This is a genomic window from Leptospirales bacterium, from assembly GCA_019694655.1.
Taxonomy (GTDB): Bacteria; Spirochaetota; Leptospiria; order Leptospirales; family Leptonemataceae; genus SSF53.
In genome coordinates, this window is record JAIBBN010000013.1 from 51,748 (window position 1) to 69,633 (window position 17,886).

A 17,886-nucleotide genomic window follows, 5' to 3' on the forward strand; every position below is an offset into this window, starting at 1 on the left:
TCGTGAAGCGATTGGCCTTTTCGTTGATTCTTGTGGTGCAGCTGGCATCCCCGGCGCTTGCACAATCGGCGCCGCCGATGAGCATCGCCCAGGCCGAGGAGCTTGCTGAACAGAATAGCGTCGAGTTACGCTTGCTGCGCGGTGAGCGCGTTCTGGCGCACGAGGCCGAACGCGCACGCTGGCGCGATTTTTTGCCGCAGGTCTCGCTCTCCTATCGTCGTAACCGTACCGTCGCACAGCGCAATTTCGACAACGGCGCCCATTCCGTTCAACTCAGCGTATCGCAGCCTATCTTCGATGGCGGCCGCAGCGTGCTGGCCCTGGAGATTGCGCAACTTGACGCGCGCATGGCACAGGAGCGATACGCTGAGGCGCAGGTGCAGTTGCGCCTCAAAGTGCGTGAAAGTTATCTGCGTATTCTCCAGGATCAGGAGGGAGTGCTGATTGCACGCGGCTCGCTGGAGAGCGCGCATCGCGCCTTACAGCGAGCAGAATTGGAATTGCAGCAGGGCGCGATTGCGGCTCTTGATGAGCGACAGCTGGCCAGCGAATTCGAGCGAAGGGCGCTGGATCTGGAGCGACAGGATCAGTCGGCGGCCGATGGCTTGAGTTCCTTTCGCCGTCTGCTGCGCCTGCCAGACGACGATTCTCTAAGTCTCTTGCGTCTCGAGGACCTCGAGCTGCGCTTCCCCTCGCCGCCGCCGGCCAATGAAGATCTTGTCGAGCTTGCTCTCGAACGTCGCTCGGACGTACGCCAGGCTCGGATCGACGCTCTTCGCGCCGCGCGCGAGCATCGGATTCAGCAGTATGACTGGCTGCCCACCGTTGCGCTCACCGGCAACCTCGGACGCACAGGCGAAGAGTGGCCGCCGCGCACCACAGAGTGGGGCGTTGGCCTTAGCTTCACCTTCCGCGCGTTTGGAAACACGCTGGTTACCGACGCGCAGGAAGATCGATCCCGTGGCGAAACCTCGCGCGGCTATTCCTCCAGCGCCACGCTGAACATCTATGACAATGCCAGCTGGCGCGAATCGGAATTGCGCAGTGAAATGAATCTCTATCGGGCGCGCGAACGACAACGCGACCTCATGGATGAGGTACGACAGCAAATTGAGAGTTTGCGCCGCGATTTCTTACTGCGCGTGCGTGAGTCGGAACTGGCCGCAAACAGCCTGCAGGTTCAGGCCGGACGTTTTCAGGTTGACCGCTTGAAATACGAAAATGGCGAGCTGGCGCTGCAGGAATACCTCGAGCAGGAACTTCGTTTCATTCAGGCGCAACACGATCTGGTCAAACAACGCGTGGATCTGGCGCTGGCCGCCAACCAGATGGAAAGCGCCCTCGGCTTGCCGCTGGATTCGCTGGGCATGGTCGAGATCCGTATGCGCCAGAACGCAGTCAGCCCTTTGAGCGCTCCGGCGCCGGCATCGGCCAACGACGACGCCAGTCAGGTTCGACCATGAAGCGTTGGTCCAAAGTAGTCCAGGCGGTCCGGGAGCGCGCCGCCAGAGTTCGCCAAACAGCTGCGACCTTCGGCGAGGATCCGAACGTTCGCGCTGCTCTCAGTCAAGCGCTCGGATTTTTCAAGGCTGAACTATCCACGCACTACCGGAAGGTGTGGACCTGGATACGCCGCTACCCTTTGCCGGCAGGCGCTCTCGCCATTGCGCTGCTGGCGATCATCGCCTTTCGAATCTGGCAGACGCAACTGGCCAGTCAGGAACAGGGGCCGCTTGTTCCGCGCGTCCATACATTGAAGTTAAACAGTGAAACACTGGTGCAGACGGTTGATTCGCCGGCCAGCATAACATATCTGGAAAAGGCTGCCGTTTCTGCGCGCATTTCCGGTCGTATTGCCCGCCTGCATGCCGAGCAGGGACAATCTGTCCGCCGCGGCGAAGCGCTCGCTCAGCTGGAAACCTTTGAGCTGGAACTGCAGCTGCGCCAGGCCCGCGCACGGTTGAATTCGGCGCTGGCCCAGGCCGGCGTCTCGCGGGCCCGCTATGGCGCCTCGCGACGCGAAGCAGATCGTCAAATTCGCGACCTGGAACGCAGCCAGGCTGAAATCGTCGATGCCCGCGCTTCCTTTCTGAATGCGCGGCGACAGCTACAACAACGTCAGCAGATTTTTGCACTGGGCGGCGCATCCCGCGAAGAGGTCAAGGGCGCATACACGCAGTACCTGGCAGCCATGAGCCGCTACTACCAGACGCGCAAGACATATGAGATGCGCATCGTCGGCTATCGCGATCAAGATTTGCGCCAGGCCAGCTGGACCATTCCCGAGGAATCGCAAGAGAAGCGCGAGGCCTTCATCAGCTTCAATACTGAGACCGAACGCCAGGATCTACGCGCCGCGCAAGCCGCCGTGCAGAACGCACAGCTGGAGACTGAATCGGTACAGATGTTGCTGCAGGAAGCAACAATTCGCTCGCCTATCGATGGTGTTGTCGCCGAGCGCGCACTGGATCTGGGCGAGCAGACCAAAGAAGGCGAACCGCTCTTTGTGGTAGTGCGCATGGATCGACTGCAAGCCTTGATGCACGCTACAGAAGATCAGGCGCCGCTGGTACATCCGGGACAGAAGGCTCATTGCAGCATCGATGCTTACCAGGGAACGGAGATTGAAGCGAACGTACGCCTGGTTGCGCCGGTCATCGACCCTGCCTCGCGCAGCGCCGAGATCCGGCTGGAAATCGACAATGGCAATCGCCGTCTGCAACCAGGAATGTTTGCCCGTTGCCGAGCCGAGGTACGCAGCATTGAGAATGCCCTGGCAGCGCCGCTTAGCGCGCTGACCGAGATTCGCAACGGCCCTGATGGCCGCCGCGCCATCGCCTACGTAATACAAAACAATCTGGTCTTTCGGCGCGAGATTCGTCTGGGCGAAGACTTTGGCGAACGGGTGCAGATTCTCGAAGGACTGAAGGCTGGCGAACTCATTGCCCTTGATTCCGTCGATTTTCTGGAAGATGGACTGCGCATTGAGCGGATCGAAAATGAGGCCGCCAATCCAATCAGCGAGAGCTCGCCATGAGAACGCGAAGGCGCATTGTTGATGCAGCGTTTCCTGCGTTTGTTGCGTCGCTTTGTTTGCTGCAGTGTGCCAAAGCTGCCGATGCCCTGGATGCCCTCCTGCCTCCGCCGGGCGGCGAGCGTCCGCGTATTACACTCTCATCGCCCTCCAGCGCCTCGCCGACGGTCGCTGCCAGCTCCGCCATATTTGTAGAATTCGATCGAGAGATGGATCGCGAGTCGACGCGCAGCGCTTTCTCCATCAGCGGCGACTCGCCGCCGCGCGGACAGCCGCTATGGGAAGGCCGACGTCTGTACTTCGATCTGGAGGAAGATCTCCAGCCGGGCGCCAGCTATCTTTTACGCGTGGGCGGCGAAGCGCGCTCCGCAGAGGGCGCGCCTCTGGAAGTGGAGTACCTTGTCTTTTTTTCGGTAGGGATGGGCGGAAATGCGCCGCGCGTTGTCAGTCATCTGCCAGCCCGCGGCGCACAGGGCGTCGATCCAGCTGCAACGATTGAGCTGCGTTTCTCGCGTGCAATGAATCGCACCTCGGTCGAGCAGGCCTTCAGTGTATCGCCTGCTGCGCCCGGCGCCTTCCAGTGGGATGCCGACGATGCAGGCTTCCGCTTCACGCCGTTTGCTGCATTGAACAATGGCGGCCTGTATTCCGTGCGCATCCTATCCTCCGCCGCGGCGGCTGATGGTTCGCTCCTCGGCGAGAACTACAGTTGGTCCTTTCAAAGCGGTCTTGATCTGATACGACCGCAGCTGGAGTGGGTGCGCGAAAACGGCAGCCTCGTTGATCTGCTGGATGGGGTTGCCGGGATCTATAAGGACAGTGCACTTGTTCTGCGCTTCAGCGAGCCCATGCATTTTGCCAGCGCCGAAAGCGCGGTTACACTGACCCGAGTTGAAAACGGCGCCGGCGTCGCCTTGTTGCGCAGCTGGAGCGCCGATTTCCGCGAACTGACCATTGCGCCGCAAGAGGCCCTGGAACCGCTGCAGATCTATCGATTGCGAACTGCGACCAGCGCTCGAGATCTGGCCGGGAATGACCTGCTTCTGGAGACTCAACTTGCATTTCAGGTGAACAACAGCGCTGGCGCGATAAATTCTGAATATCTGCAAATTGTCAGTGCCAACAAGACGACGCCAGCGCCGCTCGAGCCATTCAATTTGGCCCCCGATACGATCCAGCTTTTGAATGCAGGCGGGTGCGACTCCGCTCCGCTGCAGGCGCAGCTGACTCTGGATTTTGATCATTCGCTAAACCCTGCGACTGTCGCCGAAGCCCTCAGCTTTGCGCGCCTCTTTGGGCCCTCGGGCCAGGGGGCCACGCTGGTTGGAATAGCCGTAGAGAGCAGCGGGGTCCGCCCCGCCGATCGCCTGCGCATTTACCTGAGCGACGTTTGCGATAGTTTGTATACACTCAGAATATTCGGCGGGCGCAACGGATTGCGTTCCGCCGCCGCCGGTCCGGAGAGCGGAACCTGGTTGCGCGAGGACCGGACCTTTTACCTGAGGTTCAACCCATGAGCTCCGCCCGCCGCGTTCTTCTAGCGTTGTCGCTATTGCTGGTTCTGGCGGCTCTGCGCTGCAGCAACGACTCAGTGGAGTCGCTATTGCTCGGTTTGTCGCCCGATGAACTCCAGCCCGCAGTCGTGGCTACTGAACCAGCCGATGGCGCCTTTGGCTTTGATGGCGCCGCCGGCCTGTGGGCGCTTTTCAATCAGAGCATGGATCAGGAGAAGACGCAAAGCTCCTTTCGTTTGAGCGGCGCCTCAGGCGCCGTTGCTGGCAGCTTTCGCTGGGAAGGACCGCGACTGACCTTTACGCCCGATACGCCGCTCAGCGGAGTCGAGCAGTTCACTATGTTGATTCAACGCAGTGCGGAATCCAGTCGCGGCGTTGATCTTTCCGATGATGTTATCATTCGATTCTATGCCAGCGCCGACCTGGCAGCGCCGGAATGGATCGATAGCAGCCCGGCCGCCGGCGCCGTCGCAGTGCCTCCGGGCAGCGTGCTACGACTGCGCTTCTCCCGGGTCATGGATCTGGCTACGGCCAGCGACGGCATAAGCGTTAGCCCCGACTTTCTACGCAGTACACAGAGTGCGGATGGCGGCGCGACCATTGAGCTCGTTCCCAACAGCCCGTTGGCTAACGGCGTTTACACCCTGCGGTTGAACCAACAACTGCGCGACATCAGCGGCCACACGCTGCGTCGCGAGGCCAGCATTCAGTTTACGGTTGGCGCCGACTTTCAACAGCCGGGCATCGCCTCGGCAGCGATAGGCGCGCTGGCCCTTGTCTCCGGTCTAAGTCTTTCCGGGGCGGAGCGTCTCGACAGTCTTACACTGCAGTTCAGCGAAGCGATGCAGGCCGCCTCGGTCGAAGGTTCGATCCGCCTCTCTCCGGCGCGCGCCATGGTCTTTGGGTGGAATGGCGCCGGCGATACGCTGACCATTCAATTCAGCGGCGGTCTTGATCCGGAAACCGAGTATTCACTCAGTATCGATGGGCAGGCGCACGACCTGGAGGGCAATGCGCTGGCGCAGGCCGCAGAATACCGCTTTGTTACCAATGGCGTCGCATCCCTGCGGCCTCAGGTGCTGCGCGTTCGACAGATACAGAGCAGCGCACCGCTGGCCTGCACGGCTGGTTCCTCGGCGGCCGGGTTTTCGCCGGACCTTGTCGACTTCAATGTGGTTGATATTGGCCAGTGGATCGAGACGCTTCCAGCCGCGGCGCCCGCGCATTGTGCTCTGCAATTGCAGGTTGATTTCAATCAGCCAATGTCGCCAGCCACAGTCATGGCCGCACTCAGTCTTACTCCGGTACTCAATCCCGCTGGAGCATCGCCGGAAATCTACGATGTCAGTGTTCTGGGTGCAAGCGCCGTTATCAGCCTTGTCGGCGGTTTTCCGGCGCCTGGACCCGGCGAAATTCCAATCTATCGTCTGCGGCTTCGCGGGGGCGTCAATGGAGCGCAAAACCTGAGCGGGGCATGGATGGAACAGGACTATTCGCTCTACTTGAGCTACTAGGCGCATGATGATTGAACTGGCGGTACGTCGACGCATCGCAGTCTTCATGATCTTCCTGGCCATTGCTCTGGCCGGGGCAATCTCCATTCAGCGACTTCGAGTTGATCTCTTTCCGGACATGGAGATTCCGCGAATCAGTGCGCTCACTCTCTACGCTGGCGCTCCGCCGGAAGAAATCGAGGCGCTGGTGACACGGCCAATGGAGGAAGCGCTGTCCAGCGTCAATGGCGTGCAGTCGCTTCGCTCGCGCTCCGAGGAGGGTCTTTCGGTGGTCGAGGCGCAATTGGAATGGGGCGCCCAGCCGGATCTAGCGCTGATTCAGATGCGTCAGAAGGCCGATCTGGCTCGCCAGCAGTTGCCGGAGGAAGCCAGTCGAACGATTCTCTTGAAATTTGATCCATCGCAAGAGCCGCTGGTCCTGCTTGCTGCCGAGGCGCGCCAGATAGATCCGCGGGCGCTGCGCGATTTTCTGGAACGGGAAGTGCGACCGCTGCTGGAACGCATTCCCGGCGTCGCCGCTATCAGCATTCAAGGGGGCGAACGCCGCGAAATCCAGGTAGAGGCGGACTCGGCGCGACTGCATGCCCGACAGCTGAACCTGGCTCAGTTGAGCGAGGCTATTTCCGCGGCGAGCTTCCAGACGCAGGCCGGACGACTGCGCTCTGGCGATCGTGAATTTTCTGTCCGCATGCTGGGCGATTTGCGCAGCGCGGCCGAAGTTGCCAATGTGATTGTGCGCGGCGGCGATGGACCGTTGCTGCGCGTTTCCGATGTAGCCAGCGTACGCGATGACTACCGCGAGCCACGCGGCGCCGCGCTCTACAAAGGCCAGCCAGCGACCTTGTTGGCATTGCGCAAAGAGCCCGGCAAGAATGCCATCGACGCCGCCGCTGCCATCGCCCAGGCCCTTGGACCGATCAATTCGCGTTTTGAACGTCAGCTCCATCTAAGCGTGATCAGCGACCAGTCCCGTTACATTCAGAATGCGGTGTCGTCGGCCGCGTGGTCGGCAGTTCTCGGCGGCGGCATTGCTTTTGCTGTGTTGCTAGTCTTCCTGAATGATATACGCGCCGCGTTGATCATTGCAGCCAGTATTCCATCGTCGATGCTTGCCGCTTTTGCGGCCATGGACGTCTTTGGTCTTTCGCTGAATTTGATGAGCCTTGGCGGCCTCGCGGCCGGCGCTGGCATGCTGGTGGATAATTCCATCGTCGCACTGGAGGCCATCGCCGCCGAGCGTGAAAGGCGTCCGGAGCTATTGCTCGCCGATGCGGCGGCGCTTGGAATTCGTCGCATCGCCTCCTCGTCGCTGGCGTCAACCCTGACCTCAGTGATTGTCTTCTTGCCGATCGTCTTCTTGTCTGGGCTGGCGGCGGCTGTGTTTCGCGACCTGGCCCTGACTGTCGCCATCTCGCTGCTGGCCTCCCTTGCCTGCGCCCTCTTGCTCACTCCGGCCCTCGCTACTTTGCAGCCCTCGCCTGATTCGCGGAGCGATCGCATCATGCAATGGATGCAGCGCCGGCTAGAACCAATCGCAGCTGTGCTCAATCGCTGGATCGCGGCACTGGCGCGGGGCAGCTCGGCGTGGGTATTTCGCGCCGTGGCCCGCCCGCAGGCGACCGTCATCCTGCTGGCGCTGGTCAGCATTGGCGGCGCGGCGCTCTTCCTCTTGATGGAGCGTAGACTTTTTCCACAGGCGCAGCGCGCTGAACTCAGCGTGCGACTGGCCTTACCGCCCGGCGTCACGCTACAGCAGAATCTGCAATGGCACCAACGCTTCCACCAGACGCTGCTTGCTACGGAAGGCGTGACTGGCGCCGTGACAACGCTTGGCGCCGAAAGCGACGATCTCAGCGAACACGCCCGCGGCGCTCTGCATACCAACGAGGGCCTGACGCGCGTATTCCTGGACTCGGCCGATCCTGACTCTTCGAACGCCTTGCTGCGCATTGAGCGTTTGCTTTCCGGCTCAGGTCGCATCGAACGCGAACTGCGCAGCAAGGATGATCCGCTGGCCGATTTGCTGGGCGACGCCTCGCTGATGTATTTGGAAGCAAGCGCTGCCGATCGGGGCGACGCTCGTCGTTTGATTGAGATCGCTCATCAACGGCTGCAGAAGCTCGGACTGTTTCGAATTCTGCGTAGCACGGCCCGCATCGGCCGGCCGGAATTGCAGCTGCAAGTCGACCGCACGCGACTGGGCGCCCGCGGGTTGACGCCCGGCGCTGCCGCCGAACTGCTGGGCGCGGCATTACGTGGTCGAATAGGAGCGGAGCTCCGCCAGGCGGATCGCGAAATTCCGGTACGCATTCGTTTGCGCGCCGCCGACCGCAGCAGCGCTCATTTGCTGCCGCGTATTTACGCACCGGCAGGCGAAGGCGAAGCGCCGCTTGGTCTGGCGCTACAAATGCAAACCGGAGCGGGATATACAACGACGCTGCGCGAGGATCAGCGTAAGCTGGAGCGCCTGGAACTTGCGGCAATTCCTGGAAAAGAGTCTGCAGCGCAGTCGGCGGCGGAGAATACTCTACAGGAATTGCAAACGCTGGCGGCCAGACTGCCGGTCGATCGCCGCCCGCTGCTACAGCTGCGCGCGGCCAATCAGGAAACGCTGCAGTCACTGTGGCAAATGGCCGGCGCCTTTGCACTGTCGCTGGCCTTGATCTATATGTTGCTTGCCGGCCAATTTGAATCTTTGCTGCATCCGCTGGTACTTGGCGCGGCAGCGCCGCTTACTTTTGCCGGCGCCGGACTGGCGCTATTTGTGAGCGGCGGAGGGCTCAATATCGTCTCCGGCATCGGCATGGTAATGCTGGCCGGCCTATCGGTGAATGCTGCAATTGCGTTATACGAAGCCATCCAACAACGACGAGCGGCGATGCCAGATGGCGCTGACATTGACGAGACGAAACTGCTTCGTATTTTACAAGAATCCATCGCAGAGCGAGCGCGACCGATCGCCCTGACTACGCTGACCACTGTTCTTGGACTGGCGCCTATGGCCTTTGGGCTGGGCGAGGGCGCTGAATTGCAGGCGCCCATGGCGATTGCCGTCATTGGCGGCCTCACCGCGTCGGCGTTACTCTCCCTCGTCGCCTTTCCTGCGCTCTACGCAATGGTCGAGCTTCGTCGACAGCGGAGATCGATGTGAGTTCAATTGCCGCCGCGCTTCTGCGGCGACCCATCAGCGCCTGGATGATTTTAGTCGCGCTTCTGTTGCTCGGTTCTACGGCCGCCGCCCGAATGCCCGCGGCTTTGCTGCCAGCGGTGGCGTCGCCCGGTCTAACTATCATTACGCGCTACTATGGCGCTCCGGCTGAGACTATGGAGCGCATCATTACCATTCCGGTCGAACGCCAGCTCAGCGACATTGCCGATATCCAGACCGTAAGCAGCGTCAGTCAGGAGGGAGAGTCGCGCGTTAGCCTGATATTCTCCGAGCACAGCGACATTCGCTTGAAAATGCTGGAGGCGGGAGAGCGGATGCAGCTCTTGCGCGAGCAACTGCCTGGAGATGTCGAGGATCCGGCAGTTGTTCGCTATGATCCGGGCGACCGGCCAATCTTCATTGTTGTTTTCGAGTCGTCGACATTGAGCGTTGATCAAACGCGCGAGATTGTGGATCGAATCTGGAAGCCGCGTTTCGAGCGCATTGAGGGCGTAAGCGAGGTCTTTGTAAGCGGCGGGCGGGAACGAGAGGTTGCCGCGCTGGTCGATCCTGGGCGACTCAGCGCGTTGCGCTGGCCGGCGCAGAGGATTTTCCATTCCATTTCAGGAAACGACCTATATGCTGGTCCAGGACGTCTCGCCGGTGATCGCGATATCGCGGTCACTCTCGATGCCCGTTCGGCAGCAGTGCAGAATCTGGAAGCGGCCTTGCTTCCTTCCGGCGATGCCGCTGTAGCCATCGGCCAGGCTTTGCGCATTGCCGAGGCTGGCCGCGATGCTGATTCGCTGTCTACCGTTGACGGCGCCGAGCGTGTTGCACTGTATGTTCAGAAAGCTGGCAGCGCCAGCGGTTTGACAGTGAGCAGAGCGTGTCGGGCCGCTGTCGTCGCGGCCGGCAGCGCCCCTCCGTCGCGCATCGCCTTTGATCAGGGCGATTCGATCGAGTCCGCCTTGCGGCAGGCAGTACAATCAACGGTACTGGGCGCAGTTTTCGCCTGTCTGACTGTGCTGTTCTTTCTACGCCGCCCACAACTTTCGGCAGTGGTCATTGTCTCATTGCCCGGCAGCGCCGCCGGGGCATTTGCTTTGATGAGCTGGAGCGGAGTCGAGTTGAATGTCATGAGTCTTGCCGGTCTTGCACTGGGCGGCGGAATGCTCCTCGACAACAGTATCGTGCTGGCCGACGCGATTGAAAAGCGTCTCGGCGAAGCGATGACGCCCTTGAGCGCCGCTTTCGACTCAGTACGGGCCTGTGCTGCGGAGTTGATTGCTTCGACGCTTACGACGATCGCCGTCTTTCTTCCGTTGCTTTTCACTTCCGCCGAGACGCGCGATCTCTACCGCGATCTGGCGCTGACCGTGTGCTACACGCTGCTGGTTTCGCTCTTGCTATCGCTGAGCGTTGCACCGGCTATCGCCGTCTCTTTGCTGGAGCGTCGCCGAGGCAAGCGGGCTGATCCTGCTCCCGCTCGCTTTTCAGGGCCGCTATCGATTGGCGTTCGCAACATTCTGGCGCGCGGCCTGCAGCGCTGGCAGCAGTTGATTGAGCTCAGCTTGCAGCGGCCCAGGCTTTGCGGAATCATTCTGCTGGCAGTGCTGCTGTTTGCGCCCGCGCTCTTGTGGCTATTGCCAGCGCGTGCAAATTCGCCATTGGACGGACGCCAGCTCCACGCCTCCCTGGATTTGCCAACCGGCGCCTCTCTGGAGCGAACGCAGACCATCGCTGCGGAAGTCCAACAGCAATTGCGCTCCCATCCGCTGGTCTCGCGGGTCACTGCTCGCATTGAAAAATCCCATGCCGAACTGCATCTGGATCTGGCCGACGATGTCGAACCGCAGCAGGCAATTGCTGCACTGCGCGAATTGACCGACCGCCGCCAGGATGCATTTGTTTACTATGACGCCGCCGGCGAAGCCCGCGGCGCCGAACTCAATGTCGAACTATATGGCGAGGATTTCAAATCGTTGCGCAGTGCAGCGCAAGATCTGGCGGCAGCGCTGCCATCGCAAGTCAATGGCATTGACCAGACGCTTTTCCATTTTCGCGAAACCCGCGTAGAAATTCAACTGTTGCCGCGCCGGGATCGAATGGCGGCGCTTGGCATTTCCAGCGTCGAACTGGGCGGCGCTTTGCGGCAGCTGCTGGCAGGAATTGTTATCCACAAACACTTTGATGGACAGCGGCTGCTCGACGTTCGCTACCGCGCTCGCCCGGATCTGTTGCGCGGTCCGGCGGATCTGCAGCAGATGGTTCTGCCGGTAGGCGAACACAGTCTGGCTTTGCGATCGTTGCTTGAATTCCGCGAAGGAGAGGGCGAGCCGCGCATCTGGCGTAAGAACAAGCGGCGCATGCTCTCCTTCGGTCTGCGTTTGCTCACCGGCGATCTGGAACAAGCCGCTGATCAACTCAATGACTTTCTGCGAGCGCGCGTTCCCTCCGGCATCAGCTTTCAGCTGAGCGACGACTATCTGCGGCAGCGCGCCGCCCGTCGGCAGATGCTACTCGCCGTAGCCGTTGCGCTGCTCTTGATCTACATGCTGCTGGCAGCCTTGCTCGAATCATTGCTTCGTCCATTGATCGTTTTTCTGACTGCGCCGCTATCAACCAGCGCGGCGCTTCTGGGACTCTGGATCAGCAACAGTGGTTTGGGAGTAACGGCCCTGATTGGCCTGGTAATGCTTGGCGGCATCGTTGTTAATAGCTCGATCTTGATTCTCAGCGCAATTGAGGATCGTCTACTGCTGCATCCGCCGAAAGATGCCGCCGCCCTGCGCGGCGCTCTGGTTGAAGCTACACTCGCCCGAATGCGCCCGATTGCTATGACTACGCTGACTACGCTGGCTGGCATGCTGCCGGCCGCGCTGGACAATTCGGCCGAGGCGGACCTCTGGCGTCCGCTGGCGATCGCCGTTGCCAGCGGGGCGCTGGCATCCATGGCGGCGGCAAGCATCGCCACGCCGTGGGCGGCCTGGTTCTATTATTCCAGACAATTGGCCGTCACTGAAAACCATAGTGAGCACAACAAATATGAGGAGCTAGTGCAATGAAAGAGCGAGCAAGGTTAGAAACGGGGATTCATGTTGATGCGACAGACAACGCATCGGCTTCCGCAGAGTTCGAAGAGTCCTGGGGGGAGGGGGACCTGCCGCACAGTCGCTTTGAAGCTTTTCGGCGCTTTGCGCATCGCAACAAGGCCTTCCTATTTGGCTTCATGGCGCTGTCGATGATATTGGGCGTTCTTGCCGCTCGTCCCCAGCGCAGCGCCGCAGAGCGCGCTCTGGAATCCTACTTTGAAGCGCACAGCGGCGCACGGCCGGACTGGCGTTACGAAGTCGCCGATCACTATCTGGAAGAAGCGGAGCTGAGCGCCCGCTTTCCCTTGCTTGCTGAGCTGCACCTTGGCAAGCAGGGCGCCGCCGTGCTTCTTGGAAATCGCCAGGGATATGAGCGCTGGGCGCGGGAACAATATGCAACCGATACGCTCGCATATGCGGCGCTTCGCGAAGGATTGCTCGCCGGGGCCGAGGGTCGCATCTGGATGGAGGAGAGTTTGCGCAAGGCGGCCGCCGAATTTTATCTGCGCAAGCGATTGGAGAACGATGCCCTCGATCTACGCAGTGAAGCTAGCTTCGCCGAAGCCGCTGCCTACATCGCTGCACGCCCCGCCGATCCTTCCCTGCGCGGCGACCAGCAGGCTGTGACGGCAGCAGTACAGGCGATGCTCAGCGCCCAACGCCGTCAGAATTTGCAGCTACAGGCGGCGCAGGCGCGCGAAGCCGCACTTGCCTTGCTTCGCGACCGCTACGGGCCGCGTTGGAACGAACGGTGATTGAAATTGATGCTTTCACTCCGCCCGATACAAGCAATTGAGGCGACTTTCGATCTCAATCCAGGCAGCGCTGCGATTCAACAGCCGCGCCATTCTGTGGCGATCCTCGATCGAAGCGGCCGTTTTCGGAAAAGTCTGGACTCTGGCTTCAGTATCTTGCACAATTGATCCCAATCGGAGATCCAAACATTGAATATGATACTGAATGATATGCAGCTATTGTTGTCTCCGCGTCGATACTTCGCAGGCGTACAACGAACTTTTCTTCAAGCCTTAATGATCTTCTCCATCTGGTATTTCGGCGCGGCTGCTTTGCAAGCGTTGGTTTCCTGGATCTTATCTCCGCCAGCGATTCTTCCAGCAAATCAAGGCATACAGCTGCAGCCAGCGCCGCTGGCAAATCTGCAGCGGTATATCTTTCTTACGCCCTTGCTGCTGGCGCCTATTGGCCTCTCTTCGATCTTGCTTGTCGGCCTGCTGCGCTACGGAGCGCTTCGAATCTTCAATGCGCCGCGGGTTTCCCTGGCGGATATCCAGTCGACGACCTTGCTGGCGCATCTCTGTTTTCCGCCCGCATCGCTGGCAGGCGGACTTTTGACCGCGGCGCTGATGGCCCTGCGGCCTGATCTGGCGGCCATCCTGACCTCGGCTGCACAATTCTTGATGCTGGCTGTTCTTGGCTGGCAGTGCTATCTCAGCGCGATCGGTCTTCAACTGCGATTCGCTCTTTCACAACGCGTAGCGTGGGGGACCGTTGTTGTTCCTTACGCAATACTGTTTATGGCGCTCCTTGCAACGCTACTTCTGATCAGCCTGACGCTTGCGGCCTGGGCTTCAGCGTTTCACTGATGGCCATTCCATTGCGCGGTCGCCAACGGCGCATCGGCGTCGCGCTGTCTGGCGGAGGCTATCGGGCGGCGGCGCTGCATCTCGGCCTCTTTGATGCGCTCAGTGAGCTGGAATTGCTGCAGCGGGTAGACATGTTTTCCGGAGTAAGCGGCGGCAGTATCGCTGCCTGCGCATTGCTTGCGGCGCCGGATGTCCACTCCGGTCGTCATTTCCTTGCCGAATTCTTGCAAAAGGAATCGCTGGCCGTTGGCAGCGTCTTGCAATCGGTGATACATCCGTTCCGTACGCGCATCGAAGCATTATCCGGATACTTGCAAAGTCGGCTCCTGGACAGAGCCGGACGCAACGCCCCGCTGCGCACGCTTGGAGATCTAGCGCTCGGGCCGCGGCTCTACATCAACAGCGCCAATTTGGCCAGCGGCAATCTATTCTTTGCGGTAACCGGACAACATGGTCTGCCACGAACGCCGCTACAGATCGGTATTGGCGAATGGCAGTTAGGATTTCACAACTATCCGGCGATGTCGATAGCGCGGGCTCTTGCCGCCTCCTGCGCCTTTCCGCCCATCTTCAACCCATTGCCGCTGGGGGCGGATGAGTTTCCGCAGCATCCGGGGATAACGCTTACTGATGGCGGAGTTTACGAAAATCTTGGCGTACGCCCGCTGCTTCATCCGCGGTTCGCGCGACTGGATTATGTAATTGTAAGCGATGGCGGGCGTCCGCTGGCGCTGCAGGACCGCTCCACTCGCTCCGGCCTGAGTACTTTGCTGCGCTCACTGGATATCATGATGGAGAATATTCGCGGTCTGGTCTTGCAGCAGATGATGTCACTTTATCGTCACAGCGGCGGACCCCGCCCGCTCTGGTTTTCCATTAACAGCGCGGAAGGATCGGATGCGCAAACGGCGGAGTGGGCGGCCTCAATTGCCACAGACCTCAGCGCACTGGCTGCCGCGGACCTGCAGCGTTTGCGCACTCATGGGCGAAAGCTTTGCCTGGCCCGCCTCGAGCGTTACGCACCCGAGCTGATGCGCGCCAGGAAGCATCGGTGAGATGCCTTGTATCACGTGATCAGGAGATTTCGAAGAGAACTTCATAGAGCTTCATTCGTTGAGCAGGCATCAGCCGCCGATCCAGAGTTGAGTAGAACAGTTTGCACTCACGTTCGGTGTGATGTTCGAAGAGCGATTCAAACGCTGTAATACGTGCAAGTCGCTCCACAATCCAATCCAGCAAGCGCTCTGGCGGCTGGACGCTGGCCTCCGCCAGCAAGTTTTGAATCGATTGCATCGAAACGCGCAGTAACTCGTGGTCATGGCGCAGCACACGTGGATCGGCGCCCCGCGGCAGATCGAGCCCTGCGCTCAAAGGCAGAGCCTGGAGCTCTTCCAATACGGCATGCCGATTGATGTCAGTTTGCAGCAGATCCCACTCGGCGCAAGCCCGCAGGCAGTCGCCGCGCAGTAGCGCGGCCATTGTGAAGCGATAGCGCTGCAGGAATTCGCCGTGCAACCGTTGGTTACCGACCAACAAGCTTGCGTCGGCATCCATCAGAATCGAGCCATTGCGATTTTTGCCTCCGCGCACAGACGTCGATAGATGTCTTTCTTGAATTCGACTATATTGTCAGCCAGGTGCAGGGGATCCGCCCAGATGACGCGTGAAAATTCACGGTCGTGCAAATCGAGTGCAAGCGTGGAAGGTTCGCCCTCCCAGTGAAAAAAGAACCAACGCTGCTTTTGTCCACGAAAGCGTTTCAGATGCTCTGGAATGCTTTCAGGAAATTCATAGCTCAGCCACTCGGCCAATTCGTGGATGGGCTCTTCGTCCAACCGCAGTCCGATTTCTTCATATAGTTCTCTTCGAGCGGCAGCGAGCGGCGCCTCGCCCTTATCGATACCGCCCTGCGGATATTGAAAGACGCCCGGATAGTGCACCCTTTCGCCGGCCAGCGCCAAGCCGGTGCGGTTGAGCACAACTATGCCGACATTGAGCCGGTAGGGTCTTGAGTCAGCCACAGCGGATGGGAGCTTCATCTGCTTCAAGCTGTCCAGCCGAAAGCCCGCTGCCAGAAGCGGTCGTAACGCCCCTTTCCGGTCATTTTACACGCGCCGCGACCTGCTTCCCGCTTTTAGCTTGACGTACAGGGCCTTTTCGCGAGTACCGGCATGCTGCTTGCTTTGCGGCCTCAAGGAACCGATGGCAGATATCAACAAACCCCTCATTGTCCAGTCCGACCGCACCATGCTGCTCGAAGTGGATAATGGCTACTTTGAGGACGCCCGCGCTGCAGTCAGTCGCTTCGCCGAGCTTGAAAAGAGCCCGGAGCACATGCACACCTACCGCATTACGCCGCTTTCTTTGTGGAATGCCGCCTCCAGTCGCATGAGCGCCGAGGAGATTGTAGCAGCGCTGGAGGAATTCTCCAAGTACCCTCTGCCCAAGAACGTAATCAATGAGATCCGCGAACAGATTTCGCGCTACGGCAAAGTGAAGCTGGTCAAGGACGACACCGGCGATCTATATATTATTTCGGAAGAAAAGGCATTTCTCAACGAGATTGCCAACCACCGCACCGTTCAACCCTATATCGAAGAGCGCCGCGGCGATCAAATCGTCATTAAGAAATCCTATCGCGGACATATCAAGCAGGCCTTGATTCGCATCGGCTATCCGGTAGAAGACCTCGCAGGTTATGATGAGGGAGCGAAATATGGCTTCAATCTGAAGCATACAACAGAAGGCGGCAAAGAGTTCATCATGCGCGACTACCAGCGTCGCTCGGTGGAAGTCTTTCATCAGAACGGCGCTCGCGAGGGCGGCTCTGGCGTCATTGTCCTGCCCTGTGGCGCCGGTAAGACGATCGTTGGCATCGGCGTTATGCAGATTGTGGGGGCCGAGACGCTGATCCTGGTCACCAACACCTACTCCATCCGTCAGTGGAAAAACGAGATTCTGGACAAGACCGATGTCAAGGAAGAAGACATTGGGGAGTACAGCGGCGAGAAAAAGGAGATCAAGCCAATCACCATCGCCACCTACAATATTATCACCCACCGCAAGAAGAAAGGCGGCGAGTTCACTCACTTCAATATTTTCAGCGCTAACAATTGGGGTCTGATCGTCTATGACGAAGTGCACCTCCTGCCGGCGCCCGTTTTTCGCATGACCTCGGAGCTGCAGGCCAAGCGACGTCTCGGACTGACGGCTACGCTAGTTCGCGAGGACGGTCTGGAAGAGGACGTATTCTCGCTGATCGGCCCCAAGAAGTACGATGTTCCGTGGAAGGAGCTGGAAAAACAGAGTTGGATTGCCAATGCGCGTTGCATCGAAGTGCGGTGCGATATGGACGACGATCTTCGTATGCAGTACAGCCTCGCTGACGATCGCGAAAAGTATCGTCTGGCCTCTGAGAATCGGGAAAAGATGCAAGTGATCGAGTGGATTCTCGAGGAACACGGCCGCGAGAACGTGTTGATCATTGGTCAGTACATCGATCAACTGGAAACGATTGCCCGTCATTTTGAGTTTCCCTTGATTACCGGCAAGACGCCGTTGGCTGAACGCGAGCGGCTCTATGGCGCCTTTCGTGGCGGCGAAATACCCTGCTTGATTGTCTCGCGCGTCGCCAATTTCTCCATCGATTTGCCGGATGCCTCGATTGCTATTCAGGTCAGCGGTACGTTTGGCTCTCGCCAGGAGGAAGCGCAGCGTCTGGGACGCGTCCTGCGGCCCAAGCAGGGCGACAACCAGGCCTTCTTTTACTCGCTGGTGAGTCGGGACACGACCGAGGAGCGCTTCGGGCAAAACCGACAGCTTTTCTTGACCGAGCAGGGCTACGAATACCAGATCTATACGGAAGAACAATTCCGGGAGATGCGCGGCAAGGCTCGCGAAACCATCCTCCAGCGTTAGCGCCGGGCCTTCGAAGGCTCCAGTCCGCGCGAACTCCTCGGAAATCTGATTGCCATTTG

12 protein-coding genes are annotated in these 17,886 nt (G+C 59.7%); 10 read left to right on the forward strand and 2 right to left on the reverse strand.

Annotated elements, in window-relative coordinates:
- The first annotated feature begins 2 nt into the window (after window positions 1-2).
- The 9 genes from K1X75_15000 (at window position 3) to K1X75_15040 (ending at window position 14,964) form a co-directional block, all read left to right on the forward strand.
- Window positions 3-1,463, forward strand: coding sequence for a TolC family protein (locus K1X75_15000; protein MBX7059370.1), 1,461 nt, complete (start codon window positions 3-5; stop codon window positions 1,461-1,463).
- Window positions 1,460-3,037, forward strand: coding sequence for an efflux RND transporter periplasmic adaptor subunit (locus tag K1X75_15005; protein ID MBX7059371.1), 1,578 nt, complete (start codon window positions 1,460-1,462; stop codon window positions 3,035-3,037). The genes K1X75_15000 and K1X75_15005 overlap by 4 nt, the downstream gene beginning before the upstream one ends.
- Window positions 3,034-4,551 carry an Ig-like domain-containing protein gene (locus K1X75_15010; protein MBX7059372.1) on the forward strand — a complete coding sequence of 506 codons (1,518 nt, stop codon included), beginning with the start codon at window positions 3,034-3,036 and terminating at the stop codon, window positions 4,549-4,551. The genes K1X75_15005 and K1X75_15010 overlap by 4 nt, the downstream gene beginning before the upstream one ends.
- Window positions 4,548-6,062 (forward strand): Ig-like domain-containing protein, encoded by a 1,515-nt coding sequence (locus K1X75_15015; GenBank protein MBX7059373.1) that lies wholly within the window; start codon window positions 4,548-4,550, stop codon window positions 6,060-6,062. Before K1X75_15010 ends, K1X75_15015 begins: the two co-directional genes overlap by 4 nt.
- 4 nt (window positions 6,063-6,066) lie before the next feature.
- Complete coding sequence (locus K1X75_15020) at window positions 6,067-9,213, forward strand: efflux RND transporter permease subunit (protein MBX7059374.1); 3,147 nt, start codon at window positions 6,067-6,069, stop codon at window positions 9,211-9,213.
- Window positions 9,210-12,278, forward strand: coding sequence for an efflux RND transporter permease subunit (locus K1X75_15025; protein ID MBX7059375.1), 3,069 nt, complete (start codon window positions 9,210-9,212; stop codon window positions 12,276-12,278). Before K1X75_15020 ends, K1X75_15025 begins: the two co-directional genes overlap by 4 nt.
- Window positions 12,275-13,060, forward strand: a complete 786-nt coding sequence (locus K1X75_15030; GenBank protein MBX7059376.1) for a hypothetical protein — start codon at window positions 12,275-12,277, stop codon at window positions 13,058-13,060. Before K1X75_15025 ends, K1X75_15030 begins: the two co-directional genes overlap by 4 nt.
- 195 nt (window positions 13,061-13,255) lie before the next feature.
- Entirely contained in the window at window positions 13,256-13,909 is a 654-nt protein-coding gene (locus tag K1X75_15035) for a hypothetical protein (GenBank protein MBX7059377.1), read from the forward strand.
- Window positions 13,909-14,964 carry a patatin-like phospholipase family protein gene (locus tag K1X75_15040; protein ID MBX7059378.1) on the forward strand — a complete coding sequence of 352 codons (1,056 nt, stop codon included), beginning with the start codon at window positions 13,909-13,911 and terminating at the stop codon, window positions 14,962-14,964. The genes K1X75_15035 and K1X75_15040 overlap by 1 nt, the downstream gene beginning before the upstream one ends.
- A 19-nt stretch (window positions 14,965-14,983) precedes the next feature.
- Here K1X75_15040 and K1X75_15045 read toward each other — a convergent pair whose 3' ends face one another.
- Both K1X75_15045 and K1X75_15050 read right to left on the reverse strand, forming a co-directional pair.
- Window positions 14,984-15,463: a hypothetical protein gene (locus tag K1X75_15045; GenBank protein ID MBX7059379.1), complete on the reverse strand. Its 480-nt coding sequence runs from the start codon at window positions 15,461-15,463 to the stop codon at window positions 14,984-14,986.
- Window positions 15,463-15,948 carry an RNA pyrophosphohydrolase gene (locus K1X75_15050; protein MBX7059380.1) on the reverse strand — a complete coding sequence of 162 codons (486 nt, stop codon included), beginning with the start codon at window positions 15,946-15,948 and terminating at the stop codon, window positions 15,463-15,465. The genes K1X75_15045 and K1X75_15050 overlap by 1 nt, the downstream gene beginning before the upstream one ends.
- A 172-nt stretch (window positions 15,949-16,120) precedes the next feature.
- On the opposite strand from K1X75_15050, the gene K1X75_15055 reads away from it, so the two are divergent.
- Entirely contained in the window at window positions 16,121-17,827 is a 1,707-nt protein-coding gene (locus K1X75_15055) for a DEAD/DEAH box helicase (protein ID MBX7059381.1), read from the forward strand.
- Window positions 17,828-17,886: the final 59 nt, after the last annotated feature.

Excerpts from the sequence above, each read along its gene's own strand:
- K1X75_15015 (MBX7059373.1), top strand. The coding sequence starts at position 4,548 with ATGAGCTCCGCCCGCCGCGTTCTTCTAGCGTTGTCGCTATTGCTGGTT.
- K1X75_15050 (MBX7059380.1), bottom strand. The coding sequence starts at position 15,948 with ATGAAGCTCCCATCCGCTGTGGCTGACTCAAGACCCTACCGGCTCAAT.
- K1X75_15005 (MBX7059371.1), top strand. The coding sequence starts at position 1,460 with ATGAAGCGTTGGTCCAAAGTAGTCCAGGCGGTCCGGGAGCGCGCCGCC.
- K1X75_15020 (MBX7059374.1), top strand. The coding sequence starts at position 6,067 with ATGATGATTGAACTGGCGGTACGTCGACGCATCGCAGTCTTCATGATC.
- K1X75_15010 (MBX7059372.1), top strand. The coding sequence starts at position 3,034 with ATGAGAACGCGAAGGCGCATTGTTGATGCAGCGTTTCCTGCGTTTGTT.
- K1X75_15035 (MBX7059377.1), top strand. The coding sequence starts at position 13,256 with ATGATACTGAATGATATGCAGCTATTGTTGTCTCCGCGTCGATACTTC.
- K1X75_15040 (MBX7059378.1), top strand. The coding sequence starts at position 13,909 with ATGGCCATTCCATTGCGCGGTCGCCAACGGCGCATCGGCGTCGCGCTG.
- K1X75_15030 (MBX7059376.1), top strand. The coding sequence starts at position 12,275 with ATGAAAGAGCGAGCAAGGTTAGAAACGGGGATTCATGTTGATGCGACA.
- K1X75_15045 (MBX7059379.1), bottom strand. The coding sequence starts at position 15,463 with ATGGATGCCGACGCAAGCTTGTTGGTCGGTAACCAACGGTTGCACGGC.